Raw genomic sequence first — 16,546 nt, 5'->3', positions numbered from 1 at the left:
GGCCCCGTATGACAGGGGGGTGCTCGACTACGGGAGTGCCACGCGGTGTTGACGCCGTGCTGTTCGGGGTTCGGGAGCCATGCATGAGGCACGCACGACGACGGGTGGTCCGGCGAGTGACACGGCTGGCCGCGGTCGGCGGACTCCTTCTGGGCGGGACGATGGTCACGCGTGCCGTGGCGAGCGAACCCGCGACTCCCTCGGCCCTGCCGCGTACGACCGCGCAGTCGACGGCCTCGGACCCCGGCTCCGACCTGGTGTCACAGCTGGGCTCGTCCCGTACGGCGGGCTCCTGGATCGACTCGGCCGGGCGGCCGGTCGTCGCGGTCACGGACGAGAAGGCGGCCGCCGAGGTGCGCCGGGCGGGGGCCACCGCGAAGGTGGTCCAGCACAGCATGAAGGAGCTCAAGTCGGCGGCGGGGACGCTGCGTTCGGCGCCGCGGGTGGCCGGCACGTCCTGGGCCATGGACTACCGGACCAACGAGGTGGTGGTGCGGGCGGACAGCACCGTGTCGGCCGCCGACTGGTCCCGGCTGACCGAACTGGCCGACGGCATCGGCGGTTTCGTCCGCATGGAGCGCACCGAGGGCACCTTCACGACCCGGATCAACGGGGCGGAGCCGATCCTGTCGACGGGCGGGCGCTGCTCGGCGGGGTTCAACGTGACCAACGGGCAGAGCGACTTCATCCTCACCGCCGGGCACTGCGGTCCCACGGGTTCGGTCTGGTTCGCGGACAACCGGGGCCGCACGCAGGTCGGCAAGACGATCGAGCAGAACTTCCCCGGCGCCGACTTCTCCCTCGTCCAGTACGACGGCGGGCGGGCCGGTGACGGGGCCGACGTGGTGGCCATCGGCGACGGCAAGGGTGTACGGATCACGGGCGTCGCCGATCCGACCGTGGGGCAGCGGGTGTTCCGCAGCGGTAGTACGAGCGGGCTGCGCGACGGTACGGTCACGGCGCTCAACGCCACGGTGAACTATCCCGAGGGGACGGTCACCGGGCTGATCGAGACGAATGTGTGCGCGGAGCCGGGGGACAGCGGTGGGCCGATGTTCTCCGAGGGGATCGCGCTCGGAGTGACCTCCGGCGGCAGCGGTGACTGCAAGACGGGCGGGACGACGTTCTTCCAGCCGGTGACGAAGGCGATGACGCAGCTCGGCGTCCAGATGATCGTCTCGCAGCAGCAGGCGGGGGCCGGTCAGCAGGGCGCCTCGGCGGCGCCGTCCGCGTCGGCCACACAGGGCGCCGGCGCCCCGGGCGCGGCCTCGCCGGGCTCCTCCGCTCCGGCGACGAGTGTCGGCACGACCGCGCAGACGCTGCTGACCCGGCTCACGGACACCCGGAACATCGGGCCGGGGCTGCTGGTGATCGGGGGCAGTCTGATCGCGCTGGTGGCGACGCGGTACATCCGTGCGGAGCAGGACCGCAAGGCGTATCAGCGGTACTACTCGGCCACCTGGGGGTGAGGGAGGCCGAGGGAGGCCGAGGGAGGCCGGGGCATGAAAAAGGCACCCGTAGGAGCGGGTGCCGTCGGTGGAGCTTCGAGGTGAGGGGCGTCAGGCTTCCTGCGGGGCCGCGGCGGCCCACTCCAGGACGAGCCGCTGGTACTCCTCGCGCTGCTCGACGCTCAGTGTCCCGCCCGACCGGAACCACAGGGCCCGGATCTCATCGTTGACCTCGTCAGCCGTCCTATCGAAGGCGGTTTCAACAGTGGTGGACATGGTGTGAAGCATATGACGACAGAGGTGAAGGCAGCGTGAGTAAGTACGAGTAATTCGGGCATTTCGGACCGTGTTACTGATCACGTCCATCTGTCAAGGCAGGTCGGGCAGTTCGGGCACCCCGACCGTGGCGTAACTCACGCTTCCGCTGTGCCCAGCACCAGCACCTGGATCGCCAGGACGGCCGCTCCACGGGCCCAGTCGTGAAAGTCGGACACCTTGGTCTCCAGGTCGACGGGGGCGGCCAGCGGGTGCCTCCCGGCCCGGACGGTCTCGGCCACGGTCTCTCCGGCGACGTCCATCAGACCGACGCCTTCACCGGCGAGCAGGATCTTCTGCGGCATCACGAAGTTGGAGATCTGGGCGACCAGGGTGCCCAGAGCGCGCGCGGCCTCGTCGACGACCCGGGCGGACATCGGCTCGCCCGCGGCGGCCAGCGCGAGGATCTCCTCGTAGCCGTGGTCGCGGCCACTGGCGGCGTTCACCTGGTAGCGGATGTTGGGGATGGTCAGGAACGAGACGGCGCTGCCACGTTCTCCCTCGGGGGTGAGCGGGCCGTTGGGATCGACGATCCAGTGCCGGCCGAAGCCGCGGTCCTCCTCGGCGCAGGACACCCGGTGCCCGCCCAGCACCAGGCCGTAGCCCAGGCCCGCGCCGATGGTGAGGACGACGAAGCGGTCGAGTCCGCGACCGGCGCCGAACCAGGTCTCGGCCTCGACGAGTGCGGCCACGTCGTTCTCCAGGACGACCGGCAACCCCGTGCGCTCCTCGACCAGTTCGGCCAGCGGGACGTCCTTCCAGTGCAGGAACGGGGACTCCCCCACCACGGCCCGCCCCCGGACCAGGCCGCCCACCCCGATGCCGATACCGGCCAGCCGTGAGCCGTGGGCCCGGGCGAGTTCGGCCGCCATCTCCGCGAGCAGGTCGGCGACCTCGGCCGGGTCATGGGTGGTCAGAGGGCGGTCGTGGCGGGCGACGATGTCGCTCCTGAGGGTGGTGACGACGCCGTAGACCATGTCGTCGGTGATCTTGAAGCCGATGAAGGAGCGGGACTCGGCGACGACGTCGAGGGGCTGTGAGGGGCGGCCGGTGCGCACCTCGGCGGGGGCGCCCGCCTCGGGGACCTCGATCAGCAGGCCCGACTCGATGAGCGGTTTCGTCAGCCGGGTGAGGCTGCCCGCGGACAGATCCAGCCGGCGGGCGAGTTCGGTGCGCGAGAGCGGTCCGTTGACGAGCACCTCGATCGCCACCGAACGCTCACCGGGGCTCAGTGGGTGCCAGCTGGCGGCTACTGCGGTCATGCAGGTCAGTCTCCCCCATCAGGTTTCTTTCGCGATGAAAGCAACATGACCATCCTAAGGCGGTGGAGGTGGCCTGGAAAAGATGTTTACCCACCCCTTGACGTCTGGATTCTTTCGCCGCAAAAGTAAGTGGCTCGAGGACGAGCCGCCGCAGACGAGGGAGTCTCCCGATGACCATCGCCTCCAGCAGCCCTCCGTCGCGTCTGCCCCTGGGCGGCGCCGCGGGGGCCGCGACGAAACCCAGGACGCGGAAGGCGCGGACCCGCGAGAGCGGCGGCGACGGGAAACTCGCCGCGGTGTTCATCGCACCGGCCCTGCTGGGCTTCCTGGTCTTCCTGCTCTGGCCGACGCTGCGGGGCATCTATCTGAGCTTCACCCGCTTCAATCTGCTGACGCCGGCGGAGTGGGTGGGCCTCGACAACTACACGCGGATGGTCCACGACCCCATCTTCTGGGACTCGCTGAAGGTGACCGTCGAGTACGTGTTCATCAACATCGGCATCCAGACGGTCTCGGCGCTCGCGATAGCCGTCCTGCTGCAACGGCTGACGCAGTCGGCGGTGCTGCGCGGGATCGTGCTCACGCCGTATCTGATGTCCAACGTCGTCGCGGGCATCGTCTGGCTGTGGATCCTGGACACCCAGCTCGGCATCGGCAACGAGATCATCGCGGGGCTCGGTCTCGACCGCATCCCGTTCCTGGCCGACGAGACCTGGGCCATCCCCACGATCGCCCTGATCAATGTGTGGCGGCACGTCGGATACACCGCGCTGCTGCTGTTCGCGGGGCTCCAGGCCATTCCGAACGACATGTACGAGGCCGCGAAGGTGGACGGCGCGAGCGAGTGGCGGATGTTCTGGCGGATCACCATGCCGCTGCTGCGGCCGGTCCTGGCGGTCGTCCTGATCATGACGGTGATCGGTTCGTTCCAGGTGTTCGACACGGTCGCCGTGACGACCAACGGCGGTCCGGCGAACGCGACCAACGTGCTCCAGTTCTACATCTACGGCGCCGCGTTCGGCCGTTTCCAGTTCGGTTACGCCTCCGCGATGTCGGTGGCCCTGCTGATCGTCCTGAGCGCGATCACCTTCCTGCAGTACCGGCTCACCCGGGCCGGCCAGACGGATCTCGGCTGAGGAGAGGGGAGACACCGACATGACTGACATGGCTGTGGTGACCGCGCCCACCGCGCCCGCGGCGCCCCGGGTACGTCCGGTCCGACGCCGCCCGTCCCTCGGGCGGGTCGTGGCCTGGGTGGTGATGGCCGCGATCATGCTCGTCACCCTGTTGCCGTTCTACTGGATCCTGCGCACCGCGCTGTCCTCGAACGCCGCCCTCGCGGCCCATCCGGGCGACCCGCTGCCGGTGGACTTCACCACCGGCGGCTTCGAGCGGGCGCTGGGCCTCCAGTCGGCCGAGGAGGCGATCGCCCAGGGCGGTTCCGGCGGCGGACTGAAGTTCTGGCGCTATCTGATCAACTCGGTCGTCGTCTCGACCCTGATCACCGTCTGCCAGATCTTCTTCTCCGCCATGGCCGCCTACGCCTTCGCCCGGCTGCGGTGGCGCGGACGGGACAAGGTGTTCGGGCTGTTCCTGGCGGGCCTGATGGTCCCGGCCATCTTCACCCTGCTGCCGAACTTCGTGCTCATCAAGCAACTCGGCCTGGTCGACAACCTGTTGGGCATCGCACTGCCGACGATGTTCATGACGCCGTTCGCGGTGTTCTTCCTGCGCCAGTTCTTCATGAACGTGCCCCGGGAGGTCGAGGAGGCCGCCCTGCTCGACGGCGCCGGCAAGATCAGGATCTTCTTCCGGGTGATGCTGCCGATGGCGTCCACCCCGATCCTCACCCTCGGGGTGCTGACGTACATCACCTCCTGGAACGACTACTTCTGGCCGCTGATGGTGTCCTACAGCGACAGCTCACGCGTGCTCACCGTGGCGCTCGCCATCTTCCGGGCGCAGACCCCGCAGACCGGCTACGACTGGTCCGGCCTGATGGCGGCCACGCTCATCGCGGCCCTCCCGATGCTGGTCCTCTTCGGTGCCTTCGCGCGCCGCATCGTCAGCACCATCAGCTTCACCGGCGTCAAGTAAGGGGACCGGAATGCGAATTCGTACCGTAGTGGCGGCGACCGGAGCCCTGGCCCTGTCCCTGGTGTCCGGGTGCGCGCAGGGCGGCGCCGCCGGGTCGGGCGCGAACACGGTGACGTACTGGCTGTGGGACGCCAACCAGCTGCCCGCCTACCAGGCCTGCGCGAAGGGCTTCGAGAAGGAGAACCCGGGCCTGAACGTCAAGATCACGCAGATGGGCTGGGCCGACTACTGGACCAAGCTCACCGCGAGCTTCATCGCCGGCACCGAGCCGGACGTGTTCACCGACCACATCCAGAAGTTCGGCCAGTTCGCCGACCTCAAGGTGCTCGAACCGCTGGACGACCTCGGCATCGACGACTCCGCCTACCAGGCGGGACTGGGCGCCAACTGGAAGGGCCAGGACGGCCATCGCTACGGCGCCCCCAAGGACTGGGACACCGTGGCGCTCTTCTACAACCAGAAGATGGTCGAGGACGCCGGGCTCACGGCCGACGAACTCAACACCCTCGCCTGGAACCCGCGGGACGGCGGCACCTTCGAGAAGACCATCGCGCATCTGACCGTCGACAAGAACGGCAAGCGCGGCGACGAACCCGGCTTCGACAAGAACAACGTCAAGGTGTACGGCCTCGCCACCGGCGGCGCGGGCGACGGCGACGGGCAGACCACCTGGAGCCCGTTCGTGGAGTCGGCGGGCTGGCACTACACCGACAAGGCGCGCTGGGGCAGCAGGTACCAGTACGACAGCAAGACCTTCCAGTCGGTGATCGACTGGTACTTCGGCCTGGCGAAGAAGGGCTACCTCGCCCCCTTCACCGACTACACCGACGGCGCCAACCCGGCCAACGCCCAGGTCGCCTCGGGCAAGGCTGCGGCCTCCTTCGACGGGGCCTGGATGATCTCGACGTACTACGGCACCAAGGGCCTGAAGGTCGGCACCGCCCCCACGCCCACCGGCCCGAGCGGCAAGCGGGCCACGATGATGAACGGCCTCGCCGACTCGGTCACCAAGAACGCCCGCAACAAGGAGGGCGCGATGAAGTGGGTGAAGTACCTGGCCTCCGATGACTGCCAGAAGACCGTCGGCGGCTACGGAATCGTCTTCCCGGCCACTCCGTCGGGCACCGAGGCCGCCGTGGCCGCGTACGCGAAGAAGGGCATCGACGTGTCCGCCTTCACCGAACCGGTCACCGACAAGAAGGACTCCGCGACCTTCTCCTTCCCCATCACCGACTACGCGGCGGACGTCTACGCCCTCATGCGCCCGGCCATGCAGGACGTCTTCGCCAATGGGGCCCCCGTGAGCGGCCTGACCGAAACCAACGACCAGATCAACTACATCCTCGGCCAGTGAAAGGCACTTACTCCATGACGTTCTCCCTCGGCATCGTCGGCGCCGGGCAGTTCTCGGGACAGTTCGCGAAACTGTTCCTGGCCCATCCCGGCGTCAGCGACGTCTACGTCACCGATCTCCTCCCGGAAAGGGCCGAACAACTCTCCGCCGCCGAAGGCCTGTCGGGCACCTTCCCCTCCTACGAGGCGATGCTGGAGTCGAAGGCGGTCGACGCCGTCGCGATCTTCACCCAGCGCTGGACCCACGGCCCGCTCGTGGTCCAGGGCCTGAACGCCGGCAAGCACGTGTACTCCGCCGTCCCCATGGCGATCACCACCGAGGAGATCGCGGCGATCATCGACGCGGTCCGGGCGACCGGACTGACGTACATGATGGGCGAGACCAGCCAGTACAACCCGGCCACCGTGCACGCCCGCAACCAGATCGCGGAGGGGTCCTTCGGGCGGCTCTTCTACGCCGAGGGCGACTACGTCCACGACATGGACCTGGGGTTCTACGAGGCGTACCAGTACAGCGGCGGCGACAACTGGAAGGCGACCGCCAGCTATCCCCCGCTGCTCTACCCGACGCACTCGGTGGGCGGGGTGCTCGGCGCCTGGCAGACGCACGCGGTGAGCGTGTCGGCGATCGGTGTCGTGGACGACCGCGGCGACGGGGTCTTCGACAAGGAGGTCAGCCAGTTCGGCAACGACATCTCCAACGCCACCGCGCTGTTCGAGGTGGCGGGCGGCGGCTCGTTCCGTACCAACGAGTTCCGGCGGGTCGGTTACCCCTCCCACATCCGTGAGTCCCGTTTCCGGTTCTTCGGCACGGAGGGCAGCATGGAGCAGCTCGCCACCTTCGCGCTGTGGCAGGACAAGAACGGCGTGAAGGACATCAGCGAACTGCTGGAGCCCAAGCCCACCCTGTCCCCCGACGACCCGTCGCTCCGGCACATCGCGCCGGACCTGAGGGCCGCGTTCACCTCGGGCTCGGCCCCGGTGCACGACCGCTCGCGTCTGCCGCGGGAGTTCGACAACCTGCACAACGGGCACGAGGGCAGCCACCACTTCCTGGTGGACGACTTCGTCACCGCGGTCAACACGCGGTCGCTGCCCTCGGTGAACGCGTGGGTGGCCGCCCGGTACACCCTGCCGGGCATCGTCGCGCACGACTCCGCGCGGCAGGGCGGGGCGCGGCTGGAGATCCCGGACTTCGGGGACGCGCCGCAGGCGTGATCCGGAAGGGGTTCCGTCAGCCGGGCGGGGACGGTGGTCCGCCGATGCCCGCGTCGCGGGCCCGGGCCACCGCCGCCGCCCGGTCGGAGACATGGAGTTTGTCGAGGATGGCCGACACATGGTTGCGGACCGTCTTCTCGGCGAGGACCAGCCGGCCGGCGATCTGGTGGTTGCCCAGTCCGAGGGCCACCAGGTCCAGCACCTCCCGTTCCCGCGCGGTCAGTTGGGGGAAGACCTGTGCGGCGTAGTCCCGGTGGGCGCCGGTGAAGAAGTCGACGATCCGGCGCGCCACCGCCCCGCCGTACACCGCGTCCCCCGCGGCGACGGTGAGGACGGCGCGGACGATCTCCGTGGCGTCGGCGTCCTTCAGCAGATATCCGCGCGCCCCCGCGCGCAGCGCCCCGAACAGCGCCTGGTCGTCCTCGTGCATGGTCAGCACCAGCACGCCGAGCTCCGGGTGACGGGCCAGCAGGGCGCGGGTGGCCGTGGTGCCGTCGAGGCCGGGCATGGCCAGGTCGGTGACCACGACGTCGGGTGCGGTGCGGTCTACGGCCGCCAGCAGGTCGTCGCCGTTCGCGGCCTCGGCGACCACGTCGACGTGTCCGCTGGAACCCAGCATCGCGGCGAGGCCGTAGCGGTACATGGGGTGGTCGTCGGCGATGACGACCCGGGTGGTGGGGCTCATCGGTCCTCCCCCGGCTCACGCAGTGTCCCGGTCCGGGCGACCGAGCCTCCCGGACTCTTCGGGACCCTCGCCTCAGGACGGCAATTGGGTTCAGGGCGAGCATGGCGCCTACTCCGCACCTGGCCCAGTGCCCGAACCGAGGGAGCACCATGTCGACGAACCCGGCACCAGCCGCGGCCGCCCCAGGCTTCTCGACCGTTCTGCAGGCGGTCCCTCCCGTCCTGTCGGCCTTGATCTCGCTTCTCCTGCACACCGGCAACGCCGATCTGATCGCCCAGGTCGCCGCGTTCGTCGCGACCCTCGTCGCGTTCGGCTGGCCGTTCCTGCAGCGCTCGACCAGCGCCGACTGCCGGCGCGCCGCCGGTCCGCCCGGCCCTCCCGGCCAGGTGACGCGGCTGACAGGTCCCCGGCCCAGGGTCGAACCGAGCACCACCACCGTCGTGCTGACCGTGGCTCTGGGTGTCGCGGTGTTCTGGCTGCTCGACCTGCTCACCACCTGGATGGGCCTGGGCAGCCTGGGCTATTGGAGCGGCGAGTACCCGGACGACCCGTCGGAGATCTACCGGGCCGTGGTGCTGCGCAGCCTTCTGGTCCTGCTGCCCGGCATCCTCGTCGTCGCGGTCGCCATGGCGCACCGTCTGCACTCGGCCGCGGGGTCCGCGCTGTTCGTGACGTGCGTCCTCTACACCGTCGCGGTCCTGGCCACGAACCTGGTCCTGGTGCGGCACTGGGACGCCGAGCCGATGGCCGAGGACGTCTATGTGCCGCTCCTGCTCGGCGGGTCGGCCTGGCTGGTGTGTCTGATCGCCCGCCGGTTCGCGGCGCGTACGCAGGAGGTGTTCGATCTGACGCAGGCGGTGAAGCTGGAGATGCGCAGGGGCGCCCCGAGCGCGCGCTCGGAGGCCGGGACGGTCTGAACGCTGCGGATCGCGAGGGGTCTCCCGCACCGGTGGCGGGTGCGGGAGACCCCTCGCGGCGTGCTTCACGGCTTTCCGGTCCGGTTCCTGGTCCGCCCCACGAAGGCCAGCGCTTCGTCGGCGCGTACCAGGCCGTAGCCGGTGGAGTCGTCCCGTCCCTTCACCGCCAGGCCGCCCGTGACCGGGTTGCTCTTGCCCAGGTCCACGTCCAGAGCGCTGTTCTCCAGGGCGGAACGTACCTCCTGGGGTGTGAGGGAGGGATAGGCCTCCAGCAACAGGGCGCACACGCCGGCCACTTGGGGGGCGGCCGCCGAGGTGCCACTGGCGACGACCCAGCCGTCGTCGGGCCCGGTGCGGTCCATCGGCGCACGCCGCCTGTCGATGGCGGAGCCGGGCGGGGCGGGCAGCACGATGTAGGACGCGTTGGGTCGCATGCCCACCAGGCCGGACACGTCGGGGACGACGCGGTCGGGGTAGATGGCGCTGACGAAGCCACTGGCGTAGTCGGAGGCGCGCGCGTCCCCGTACTTGTCGATGTAGACGCCTCCCACCGAGATCACGTCGGGATGCTGGCCCGGGAACGCGTGGTGGCCGTTGCCCGCGGCGCACACGACCACGATGCCGCGTGCGACCGCGAGGGACACCGACACGGCCAGGACCTTGTCGGCGGCGGCGAGCGGCGGGTACTTGGCCTGATAGCCCAGGCTCATGCTGATGACGTGGGGCGGTTCCGCTCGGGCGACCGCCGCGTCGAAGGCGCCGAGCAGGTTGGTGAGGTTGGCCTTCACCATGGTGAACTCGATGCCGGGCGCCACCACGATCGCGTTCGCCGACTCGCAGGTGCCGTGTCCGTCCTCGTCGAGCTCCGGGTGGGCGGCGTCGGGTCCCAGTACGACGGTGACGTCCCGGTCGCCGAAGTACGGATGCCGTTGCCATCCGGTGTCGATCATGGTGAGCCGGACTCCGGAGCCGGTGAGCCCTTCCGTGTGCACGGCCCGCGCGCCCAGGCGTTCGGCGACCTCGTCGAGGGTCAGGTGCCAGTACTTCGGGTCGGGCGGATCTTCGGGGAGGGCCATCGTGGTGGCGGGCTGTTCGAGCGCCACGCCTTCCAGGTACGCGGCCGCCTCGCTGTCCTGGGTCGGAACGAGCCCGGGGAGGTCGGTGTCGACGCTGTCCAGGAAGGTCCGGGTGGTCCGCAGGTCCACCGCGCCCGGTTGGATGACCTCCCGTTCCTCCGTGACCAGGGTGGTCCGGAAGTACTCCTCGTAGAGTGCGGGCGGGCCGGCGATGTTGATGGTCGACGGCGAGCGTCCGAGGACGGTGAACCCGGCTTGCCGCAGCAGTTCTTCCGCCTGCTCGGCCGCCGTCTCCTGGGACACGAACTGTGCGGCGTTCTCCACCGTGATCCTGTCCGCCTCGAACAGGGACACGGATCCCACCGAGCGGGGTGACGCGTGGGCGTACACCAGGCCGGGCAGGCGATCGTCGATTGAGTAGGCCATGGGCTTCAACCCCCGATGAGTCGAGGCCGGACCGCGGGCACGGCCAGTGCCACGGTCAGCGGACCGTCCCGGAACACGAGACCGGCCTCAGCGAATTCCTTCAGGACACGCTCCACCTCTTCGACCGAGCCGCCGAGACCCGTTCGCTCGCTGAGGGCGGCCGTCGTGACGGGACGCTCGCAGCAGGCGAGATAGAGGTCGGCCGCCAGATCCTCCAAGAGGTAGGTGCCTTCTCTCCCCTTCCGTCGGCTGTCGTGGATCTGCACGTAGTGCGGCGCCTGCCAGTACTCGAGTACGGGCGGGCCCGCCGCGTCCCGCCAGGCGCCCTGCCAGTCCGCGACCGCCGCGCGCAGGGACGTGTACGCACTGTCCGGGAGCGCCCCTTCGATGTCGCAGCGGAAGAAGTAGGCGACGCGGTCGAGGTCCATGGCGGCGGGATAGATCTGCGCGTAACTGGGGTCGGGGCGCAGATCGCGCAGGATCCGCTCCCGGTCGTCGAAGAGCGGGCTGAAGCGTTCCATGGTGATCCGGCTCGCGCTGCCAGGTGGCTGGAGGTGCTCCAACTGCCACAGAATGCCCGCCTGGTCGGCGCAGTCCGCAGGAATCTCACCGGGAAATCCCCACAGGAGATTCCAGGACACCCGTATTCCGTAGTGCTGGGCCCAGCGCAGCAGGTTGACGTTCTGTGCGGCGGTGACGCCTTTCCGCATGAGCCGCAGCACGCGGGAGTTCAGGCTCTCTATTCCGGGCTGGATCTGCTGGACCCCGGCGTCGGCGAGAAGGCGGATCTGCTGCCTGGTGAGGTTCGCCTTGACCTCGTAGAAGATTTCGTAGCGTGCGCCGCTGTCCACCAGGGCCGGGAACAGGGTCTTGAAATAGCGCATGTCGAGGATGTTGTCGACCGCCTCGAAGCGGAAGCTGCGGTATCGGCGGGCCTGGTGGGCCAACTCGTCCAGGACCCGCCGCGCGGACTTGGAACGGAAGGACATCGTCTCGCCGTTGAGACCGCAGAAGGTGCAGTGGTGTTTCGTTCCCCACCAGCAGCCGCGGGCCGTCTCCAGGGGGATGTCCACCTGGCGGGGTGCGGTGCCGGGCAGCAGGCCGAGGCTCTCGGCACGGTGGAAGTACTCGTCGTAGTCCGGCATCGGGAGGTCGTCCAGGTCCTGGACGAGCGGTGTCCCGGGCCCGGTCACCACGCGTCCGTCCACCCTGCGCGCCAGCCCTGGGACGGTGCCGAGGTCACGGCCGTCGGCCAGGGCCGCCAGCAGCAGCGGGAACGCCGTGTCCGCCTCCCCGATGACCGCCGCGTCGACGCACTCGACGGTACGCACGAGTTCGGTACCCATGACGGAGTCGAAGTTGGCGCCGCCGAACAGGGTGAAGAGGTCCGGGTGCCGAGCCTTCAGCCGCCGTGCCAGGGCGATGGACGCCGTGTTCTGCTGGAACGTGGAGGTGAATCCGACGAGCCCGAACCGGTGCCACGGGTACGCCTCGACGAGCGCGTCCAGATAGGCGGGCACCTCGTGATGCCTGAGCTGAAGCAGGCTGTCCCGCAACGGCCCCGGGGCGGTGTCCTGAGCCCGCGCGATCTCCTCCAGGTACAGGTCGAGGAAGCGGTCGTCCGGGTCGGGCGCGGCGGCACCGAACGCCTCCAGGGAGAACAGCCAGTCACCGATCTGCCGGCCGCATCCGTCGGCCAGGAGGCGGTAGCGGTCCACGCCGATGCCCGCGGCGAAGTCCAGGTTGGCGTGGAGCGTCCGTGCCGGGAATCCTTGCGCCTCCGCGATCGCCCGCAGGAGCCCGATCTGGAGAGAGGGCCGACTGTCGTCCATGAACGGCATGCACACCAGGACGACGGGCCGGACGTCGCGCCGCGGTTCGCGTGCGCTCGGCATGGCGGGTCCCGGTCACTCCTTGGAGGACTTGAGATCGGGTGGCTCCGACTTCTTCGGCTCGCCCTTTTCAGGAAGCTCTGGATCCACTGGGAAAAGGCCCTCGATCTTGAAGGCTTCGCGATCCCTCTTTTTGCTCTTCCCCGGGACGAATTTCGCGTCGAACGGCAGGACGCCACTGTGAGGGGCGAGTTGATTCCCAGCCGCGTCGAACACCAGCGCCAACGCCGTCTTTTCCTCGTCGGTGAAGCTGGGACCCATCTTTCCCAGCTTCTTCCCGAGTCCCACGATCACTTGCCAGCGAACTTCACTCCCGCTCACGACGCCCCCCGACGCTCGATTGGAATGCGGCGGAGTCTGACGACACCCCCCGCTCTCGTCAAGTCGCCCCGTTTTCCTGAGGATTGGACTCCGCATCGGTGTCGAGCCGAGCCCGTACCTCGGCTGCCTTGCGGTGACCCAGGCCCTCGAGCAACACCACCGCACGCCGCCACGCCTCGCGTGCCGAACCGGCGTCGCCCGCGGCCAGGTGCAGGTCGCCCAGGGAGGAGAGGGTGTCGGCCTCGTTGTAGCGGTCGCCGATCTCCCGGTAGATCGACAAGGCCCGCCGGTAGCAGGCCATCGCCTGTTCGTGCTGGTCCAGACGGTGGTGCACCTGGCCCAGGCTGTCCCAGGTGTCGGCCTGGGCGAATCGGTCCTCCGCCTCCTGGTGCATCCGCAGGGCCCGCTCGCAGTGGACGAGAGCCTCCTGGTGGCGGCCCAGTCGGAAACAGAACCACCCGACCGCGTTGAGCGCCCGGGCCTGCCCGGTCCGGTGTCCCGCCTCCTCGAAGAAGGCGAGCGCCGCACGGGAGTGGTCAAGAGCCTCGCCGTACCGCTCTTTCTGGTCCCCCAGCCACGCCAACGTCCGATGGGCATGCGCCTGGCCGAGCGGGTCGTCGAGCGCCTTGTACAGGTCGAGTGCCTGCCGCATGTGGGTGTCGACGTCCTCATACCTGCTGAGCCGCATGTACGCATAGGCCAGGCAGCCGTGGCTCACCGCCTGGCCGTGGGTACTGGACTCGCGCCGAGCGGACTCCAGTGCCCGCCGGTACACGGTCACGGCGCTCCGCCAGTGGCCGCCACGGTCCAGGTAGGGGCGCAGGGCCCAGGCCAACTGCCAGGTGTGGGTGTCCAGTTCGCTGCCACGGGCCAGTTCCTGCACGGCGACGAGCACGGCGTGTTCCGTGCGGAACCAGGACAGCGCCGCGTCGTGGTCACCGAACTCCTCACCGGCGAACGGCACTCGCGCGGGTGCGAGGTCGATGGGATCGTCGCGGTTCGGGTTCAGGCACAGGCTCGCCCGGAAGGCGCTGTGCAGGTAGTGGTCGAGCAGTCCGCGCACGACGGCCTGCCGGTCGGCGGGCGGGTCGTGGATGAGGGCGAGTTCGGCGGCGTAGGCGCGCAGCAGGTCGTGGAACTCGTAGCGTTCCGGCTGGTGTCGGGTCAGCAGGTGGCTGTCCGTCAGCTCGGCCAGCAGCGGCCGGACCCGGCCCGGCGGCAGGCCGGTGAGCCCGGCGACGGCGGCGGTGCTGATGTCGGGACCGGGGTGCAGCCCGAGCATGCGGAACAGCCACGCGGCCGGCCGGGTCAGTCGGCGGTAGGACCAGGAGAAGACCTTACGGACGTCGGTCGCCGCGTCTCCCCCGTCGAGCAGGTCCAACGCGCCGCCGGAGGCGTGCAGTTCCTTGGCCACCGCGTCGAGCGGGAGTTGTGGGTGGGTGGCGGCGTACGCGGCCACGATGGCCAGGGCGAGCGGCAGGCGGGCGCAGGAGGAGATGATGGCGTGCAGCGCGTCGGGGGCGGCGGCGACGCGGTCCGCTCCGATGCGGCGTCCGAGCACGCCCTCTGCCTCGGTGCCGGACATCAGCCCGAGCCCCAGCGGCTGCGCCCCTTCCGTCACCATCAGGGCAGTGAGCTGGTTGCGGCTGGTGACGACGGTGAAGCAGTCCGGGGAGCCGGGGAGCAGGGGGCGTACCTGGTCGGCGCTCTGGGCGTTGTCGAGCACCAGCAGCATCCGTCGGTGGGCCAACAGACTGCGGTAGAGGCTCATTTGGCCGTCCAGGTCGACCGGGATGCGTCGGGGCGGTACGCCGAGGGCGTCCAGGAAGCCGCGGATCGCCTCGGCCGGGCGCATGGCGGGGCCGCTCGGGTCGAAGCCGCGCAGGTTGACGTAGAGCTGGCCGTCGGGGAAGCGGGCGCGGACGCGGTGGGCCCAGTGCACGGCGAGGGTGGTCTTGCCCACGCCGGCCGTGCCGCCGATGGCGGTGATGACGACGGTGCCGCCGTCGCCGTCCGTCCCGTCGTCGGAGAGGAGGGAGTCGAGCCGGGCCAGCGCCTCCTTGCGGCCGACGAAACCGTTGACGGGGTGGGGCAGTTGGGCCGGTGTGACGATCACCGGCGAGCCGGTGGCCGCTGGTGCGGCCCGGCCCGCCGTGGTCGGCGGGGGACGGTCCGGGCGGGCGTCGAGTCCGGGGTCGGCGGCCAGGATCCTCGCGTGCAGTCCGCGCAGCCGCTGCCCCGGCTCCACGCCGAGTTCGTCGCGGAGCAGACGGCGGGCCCGGTCGTAGGCGGTCAGGGCCTCCGCCTGGCGCCCGGTGCGGTGCAGGGCCAGCATGAGCAGGCCGTGGAGCCCTTCGCGCAGGGGGTGTTCGACGGTGAGCCGGCGTATCTCGCCCACGAGGTCGAAGTCGTCGCCGAGGGACAGGTCGACCTCGATGCGTTCCTCGAGCACGCTCAGGCGGCGTTCGGCGAGCCGGTCGCGTTCCGTGTCGAGCAGCGGGGAGGTCATGCCCTCGCAGAGACGGCCGTGCCAGAGGTCGAGTGCGGCGTGCAGGCCCCGCGCGGTGGCGGGCAGGTCGCCTTCGGCGCGCGCCGTGTGCGCCTCGTCGATGAGCCGCTCGAAGGTCCGCACATCGAGCTCCGCCGCCCCCGGCGTCAGCAGATAGCCCGCCTCGGTCCAGGCGAGCAGTCCGGACGGGGCCCGGGGCGGGCGTTCGGGTTCGAGGACCCGGCGGAGTCCGGAGGCGTGCCGTTGCAGGAGGTTGGCCGCGCGGGTCGGCACAGCTGGGCCCCATACGGCGTCCACGAGCTGGTCCCGGCTCATGGGGGCGTCGGCGTGCAGGAGCAGGACGGCGAGCACCACGCGTCGCTGCATCTGTCCCAGGTCCAGTTCGGTCGCGCCCCGCCATGCCCTGAGCGGTCCGAGCAGTTGGAAACGCAGTCCGGTGTACGGCTCCGGCCCAGTCATCACGGGCTCCCACCTCAAGCAGCGCCTGCCGTCCACGCTAGCGCCGAACCGGCCCGAGCTGCCCCCGTCCGGAGTGCAGCGGCTGGTGCAGCGGGGGCTGCAACCCCGGCCGACAGCATGGCCTCGGGCCGGGCGGGAGGTGATCCGCCCCTCCTCTCCGGCCCTTCCACTCGACGAACCCGGGGGAAGACCATGACCGACCCGACCATGACCGACCTGACGAGGACCCGTCCGACCCCGACCGGCGCGACGCCCGCCGATCCGCTCACCGCCGCCCGCGCCGAGGCACTGTTCAGCAGTGACCTGCTCACGGGTTCCGAACCGACCCGGGCGGAGATGGCCGCCGCGATCCGCCAGGCCATCCTGCGCGACGGCGGCAGTCGCGGCTGTGCCTGCGTCCTCGCCCGCGCCTACGGTGAGCGCCCGGAGACCGCCGTGCCTCGGATGCGCTGGGCGCTGCGCCTGGTGCTGACCGCCTATCCGCGGACGGTTCCGCACGGGACGCGGACGGTTCCGCACGGGACGGGCACGGTTCCGCACGGGACGCGGACGTACCCGGCGTGAGGGC

14 protein-coding genes are annotated in these 16,546 nt (G+C 70.0%); 7 read left to right on the top strand and 7 right to left on the bottom strand.

The window, feature by feature from the left end:
• Window positions 1-83: 83 nt before the first annotated feature.
• Window positions 84-1,469 carry a S1 family peptidase gene (locus ABKA17_RS21055; RefSeq protein ID WP_353693693.1) on the top strand — a complete coding sequence of 462 codons (1,386 nt, stop codon included), beginning with the start codon at window positions 84-86 and terminating at the stop codon, window positions 1,467-1,469.
• Window positions 1,470-1,559: 90 nt separating this feature from the next.
• On the opposite strand, the gene ABKA17_RS21050 is transcribed toward ABKA17_RS21055, so the two are convergent.
• Window positions 1,560-1,724: a hypothetical protein gene (locus ABKA17_RS21050; RefSeq protein WP_353694241.1), complete on the bottom strand. Its 165-nt coding sequence runs from the start codon at window positions 1,722-1,724 to the stop codon at window positions 1,560-1,562.
• Between the two features lie 137 nt (window positions 1,725-1,861).
• Window positions 1,862-3,025: an ROK family transcriptional regulator gene (locus ABKA17_RS21045; protein WP_353693692.1), complete on the bottom strand. Its 1,164-nt coding sequence runs from the start codon at window positions 3,023-3,025 to the stop codon at window positions 1,862-1,864.
• 170 nt (window positions 3,026-3,195) lie between these two features.
• On the opposite strand from ABKA17_RS21045, the gene ABKA17_RS21040 reads away from it, so the two are divergent.
• From ABKA17_RS21040 to ABKA17_RS21025, 4 genes are read left to right on the top strand one after another with little or no spacing between them, the layout of a single operon-like run.
• Window positions 3,196-4,161: a carbohydrate ABC transporter permease gene (locus ABKA17_RS21040; RefSeq protein WP_353693691.1), complete on the top strand. Its 966-nt coding sequence runs from the start codon at window positions 3,196-3,198 to the stop codon at window positions 4,159-4,161.
• A gap of 28 nt (window positions 4,162-4,189) precedes the next feature.
• Window positions 4,190-5,122 carry a carbohydrate ABC transporter permease gene (locus ABKA17_RS21035; RefSeq protein WP_353694221.1) on the top strand — a complete coding sequence of 311 codons (933 nt, stop codon included), beginning with the start codon at window positions 4,190-4,192 and terminating at the stop codon, window positions 5,120-5,122.
• A gap of 10 nt (window positions 5,123-5,132) precedes the next feature.
• Window positions 5,133-6,476, top strand: a complete 1,344-nt coding sequence (locus ABKA17_RS21030; RefSeq protein ID WP_353693690.1) for an ABC transporter substrate-binding protein — start codon at window positions 5,133-5,135, stop codon at window positions 6,474-6,476.
• Between the two features lie 14 nt (window positions 6,477-6,490).
• Complete coding sequence (locus ABKA17_RS21025; RefSeq protein WP_353693689.1) at window positions 6,491-7,693, top strand: Gfo/Idh/MocA family protein; 1,203 nt, start codon at window positions 6,491-6,493, stop codon at window positions 7,691-7,693.
• Window positions 7,694-7,709: 16 nt separating this feature from the next.
• On the opposite strand, the gene ABKA17_RS21020 is transcribed toward ABKA17_RS21025, so the two are convergent.
• A complete protein-coding gene (locus tag ABKA17_RS21020) occupies window positions 7,710-8,378 on the bottom strand; it encodes a response regulator (protein WP_353693688.1) in 669 nt (222 codons plus the stop codon).
• Window positions 8,379-8,608: 230 nt separating this feature from the next.
• Here ABKA17_RS21020 and ABKA17_RS21015 point away from each other — a divergent pair, with 230 nt between their 5' ends.
• Complete coding sequence (locus ABKA17_RS21015; RefSeq protein ID WP_353693687.1) at window positions 8,609-9,295, top strand: hypothetical protein; 687 nt, start codon at window positions 8,609-8,611, stop codon at window positions 9,293-9,295.
• Window positions 9,296-9,360: 65 nt separating this feature from the next.
• On the opposite strand, the gene ABKA17_RS21010 is transcribed toward ABKA17_RS21015, so the two are convergent.
• The 4 genes from ABKA17_RS21010 to ABKA17_RS20995 are packed head-to-tail and all read right to left on the bottom strand — an operon-like array spanning window position 9,361 to window position 15,978.
• Complete coding sequence (locus ABKA17_RS21010; protein ID WP_353693686.1) at window positions 9,361-10,797, bottom strand: S8 family serine peptidase; 1,437 nt, start codon at window positions 10,795-10,797, stop codon at window positions 9,361-9,363.
• Between the two features lie 5 nt (window positions 10,798-10,802).
• Window positions 10,803-12,692 carry a RiPP maturation radical SAM C-methyltransferase gene (locus tag ABKA17_RS21005; RefSeq protein ID WP_353693685.1) on the bottom strand — a complete coding sequence of 630 codons (1,890 nt, stop codon included), beginning with the start codon at window positions 12,690-12,692 and terminating at the stop codon, window positions 10,803-10,805.
• A gap of 12 nt (window positions 12,693-12,704) precedes the next feature.
• On the bottom strand, window positions 12,705-13,010 hold the full coding sequence (locus ABKA17_RS21000) for a hypothetical protein (RefSeq protein WP_353693684.1): 306 nt from the start codon (window positions 13,008-13,010) through the stop codon (window positions 12,705-12,707).
• A 58-nt stretch (window positions 13,011-13,068) separates the two neighbouring features.
• Entirely contained in the window at window positions 13,069-15,978 is a 2,910-nt protein-coding gene (locus tag ABKA17_RS20995; RefSeq protein WP_353693683.1) for an AfsR/SARP family transcriptional regulator, read from the bottom strand.
• A gap of 192 nt (window positions 15,979-16,170) precedes the next feature.
• Here ABKA17_RS20995 and ABKA17_RS20990 point away from each other — a divergent pair, with 192 nt between their 5' ends.
• The gene (locus tag ABKA17_RS20990; protein WP_353693682.1) at window positions 16,171-16,542 is read left to right on the top strand and encodes a hypothetical protein; all 372 of its coding nucleotides are present in this window, start codon (window positions 16,171-16,173) and stop codon (window positions 16,540-16,542) included.
• Window positions 16,543-16,546 lie beyond the last annotated feature (4 nt).

Source organism: Streptomyces sp. RG80 (assembly GCF_040446465.1).
Taxonomy (GTDB): Bacteria; Actinomycetota; Actinomycetes; order Streptomycetales; family Streptomycetaceae; genus Streptomyces.
The sequence above is the reverse complement of the archived record's forward strand: the minus strand, read 5'-3'. Positions and strand labels throughout refer to the sequence as shown.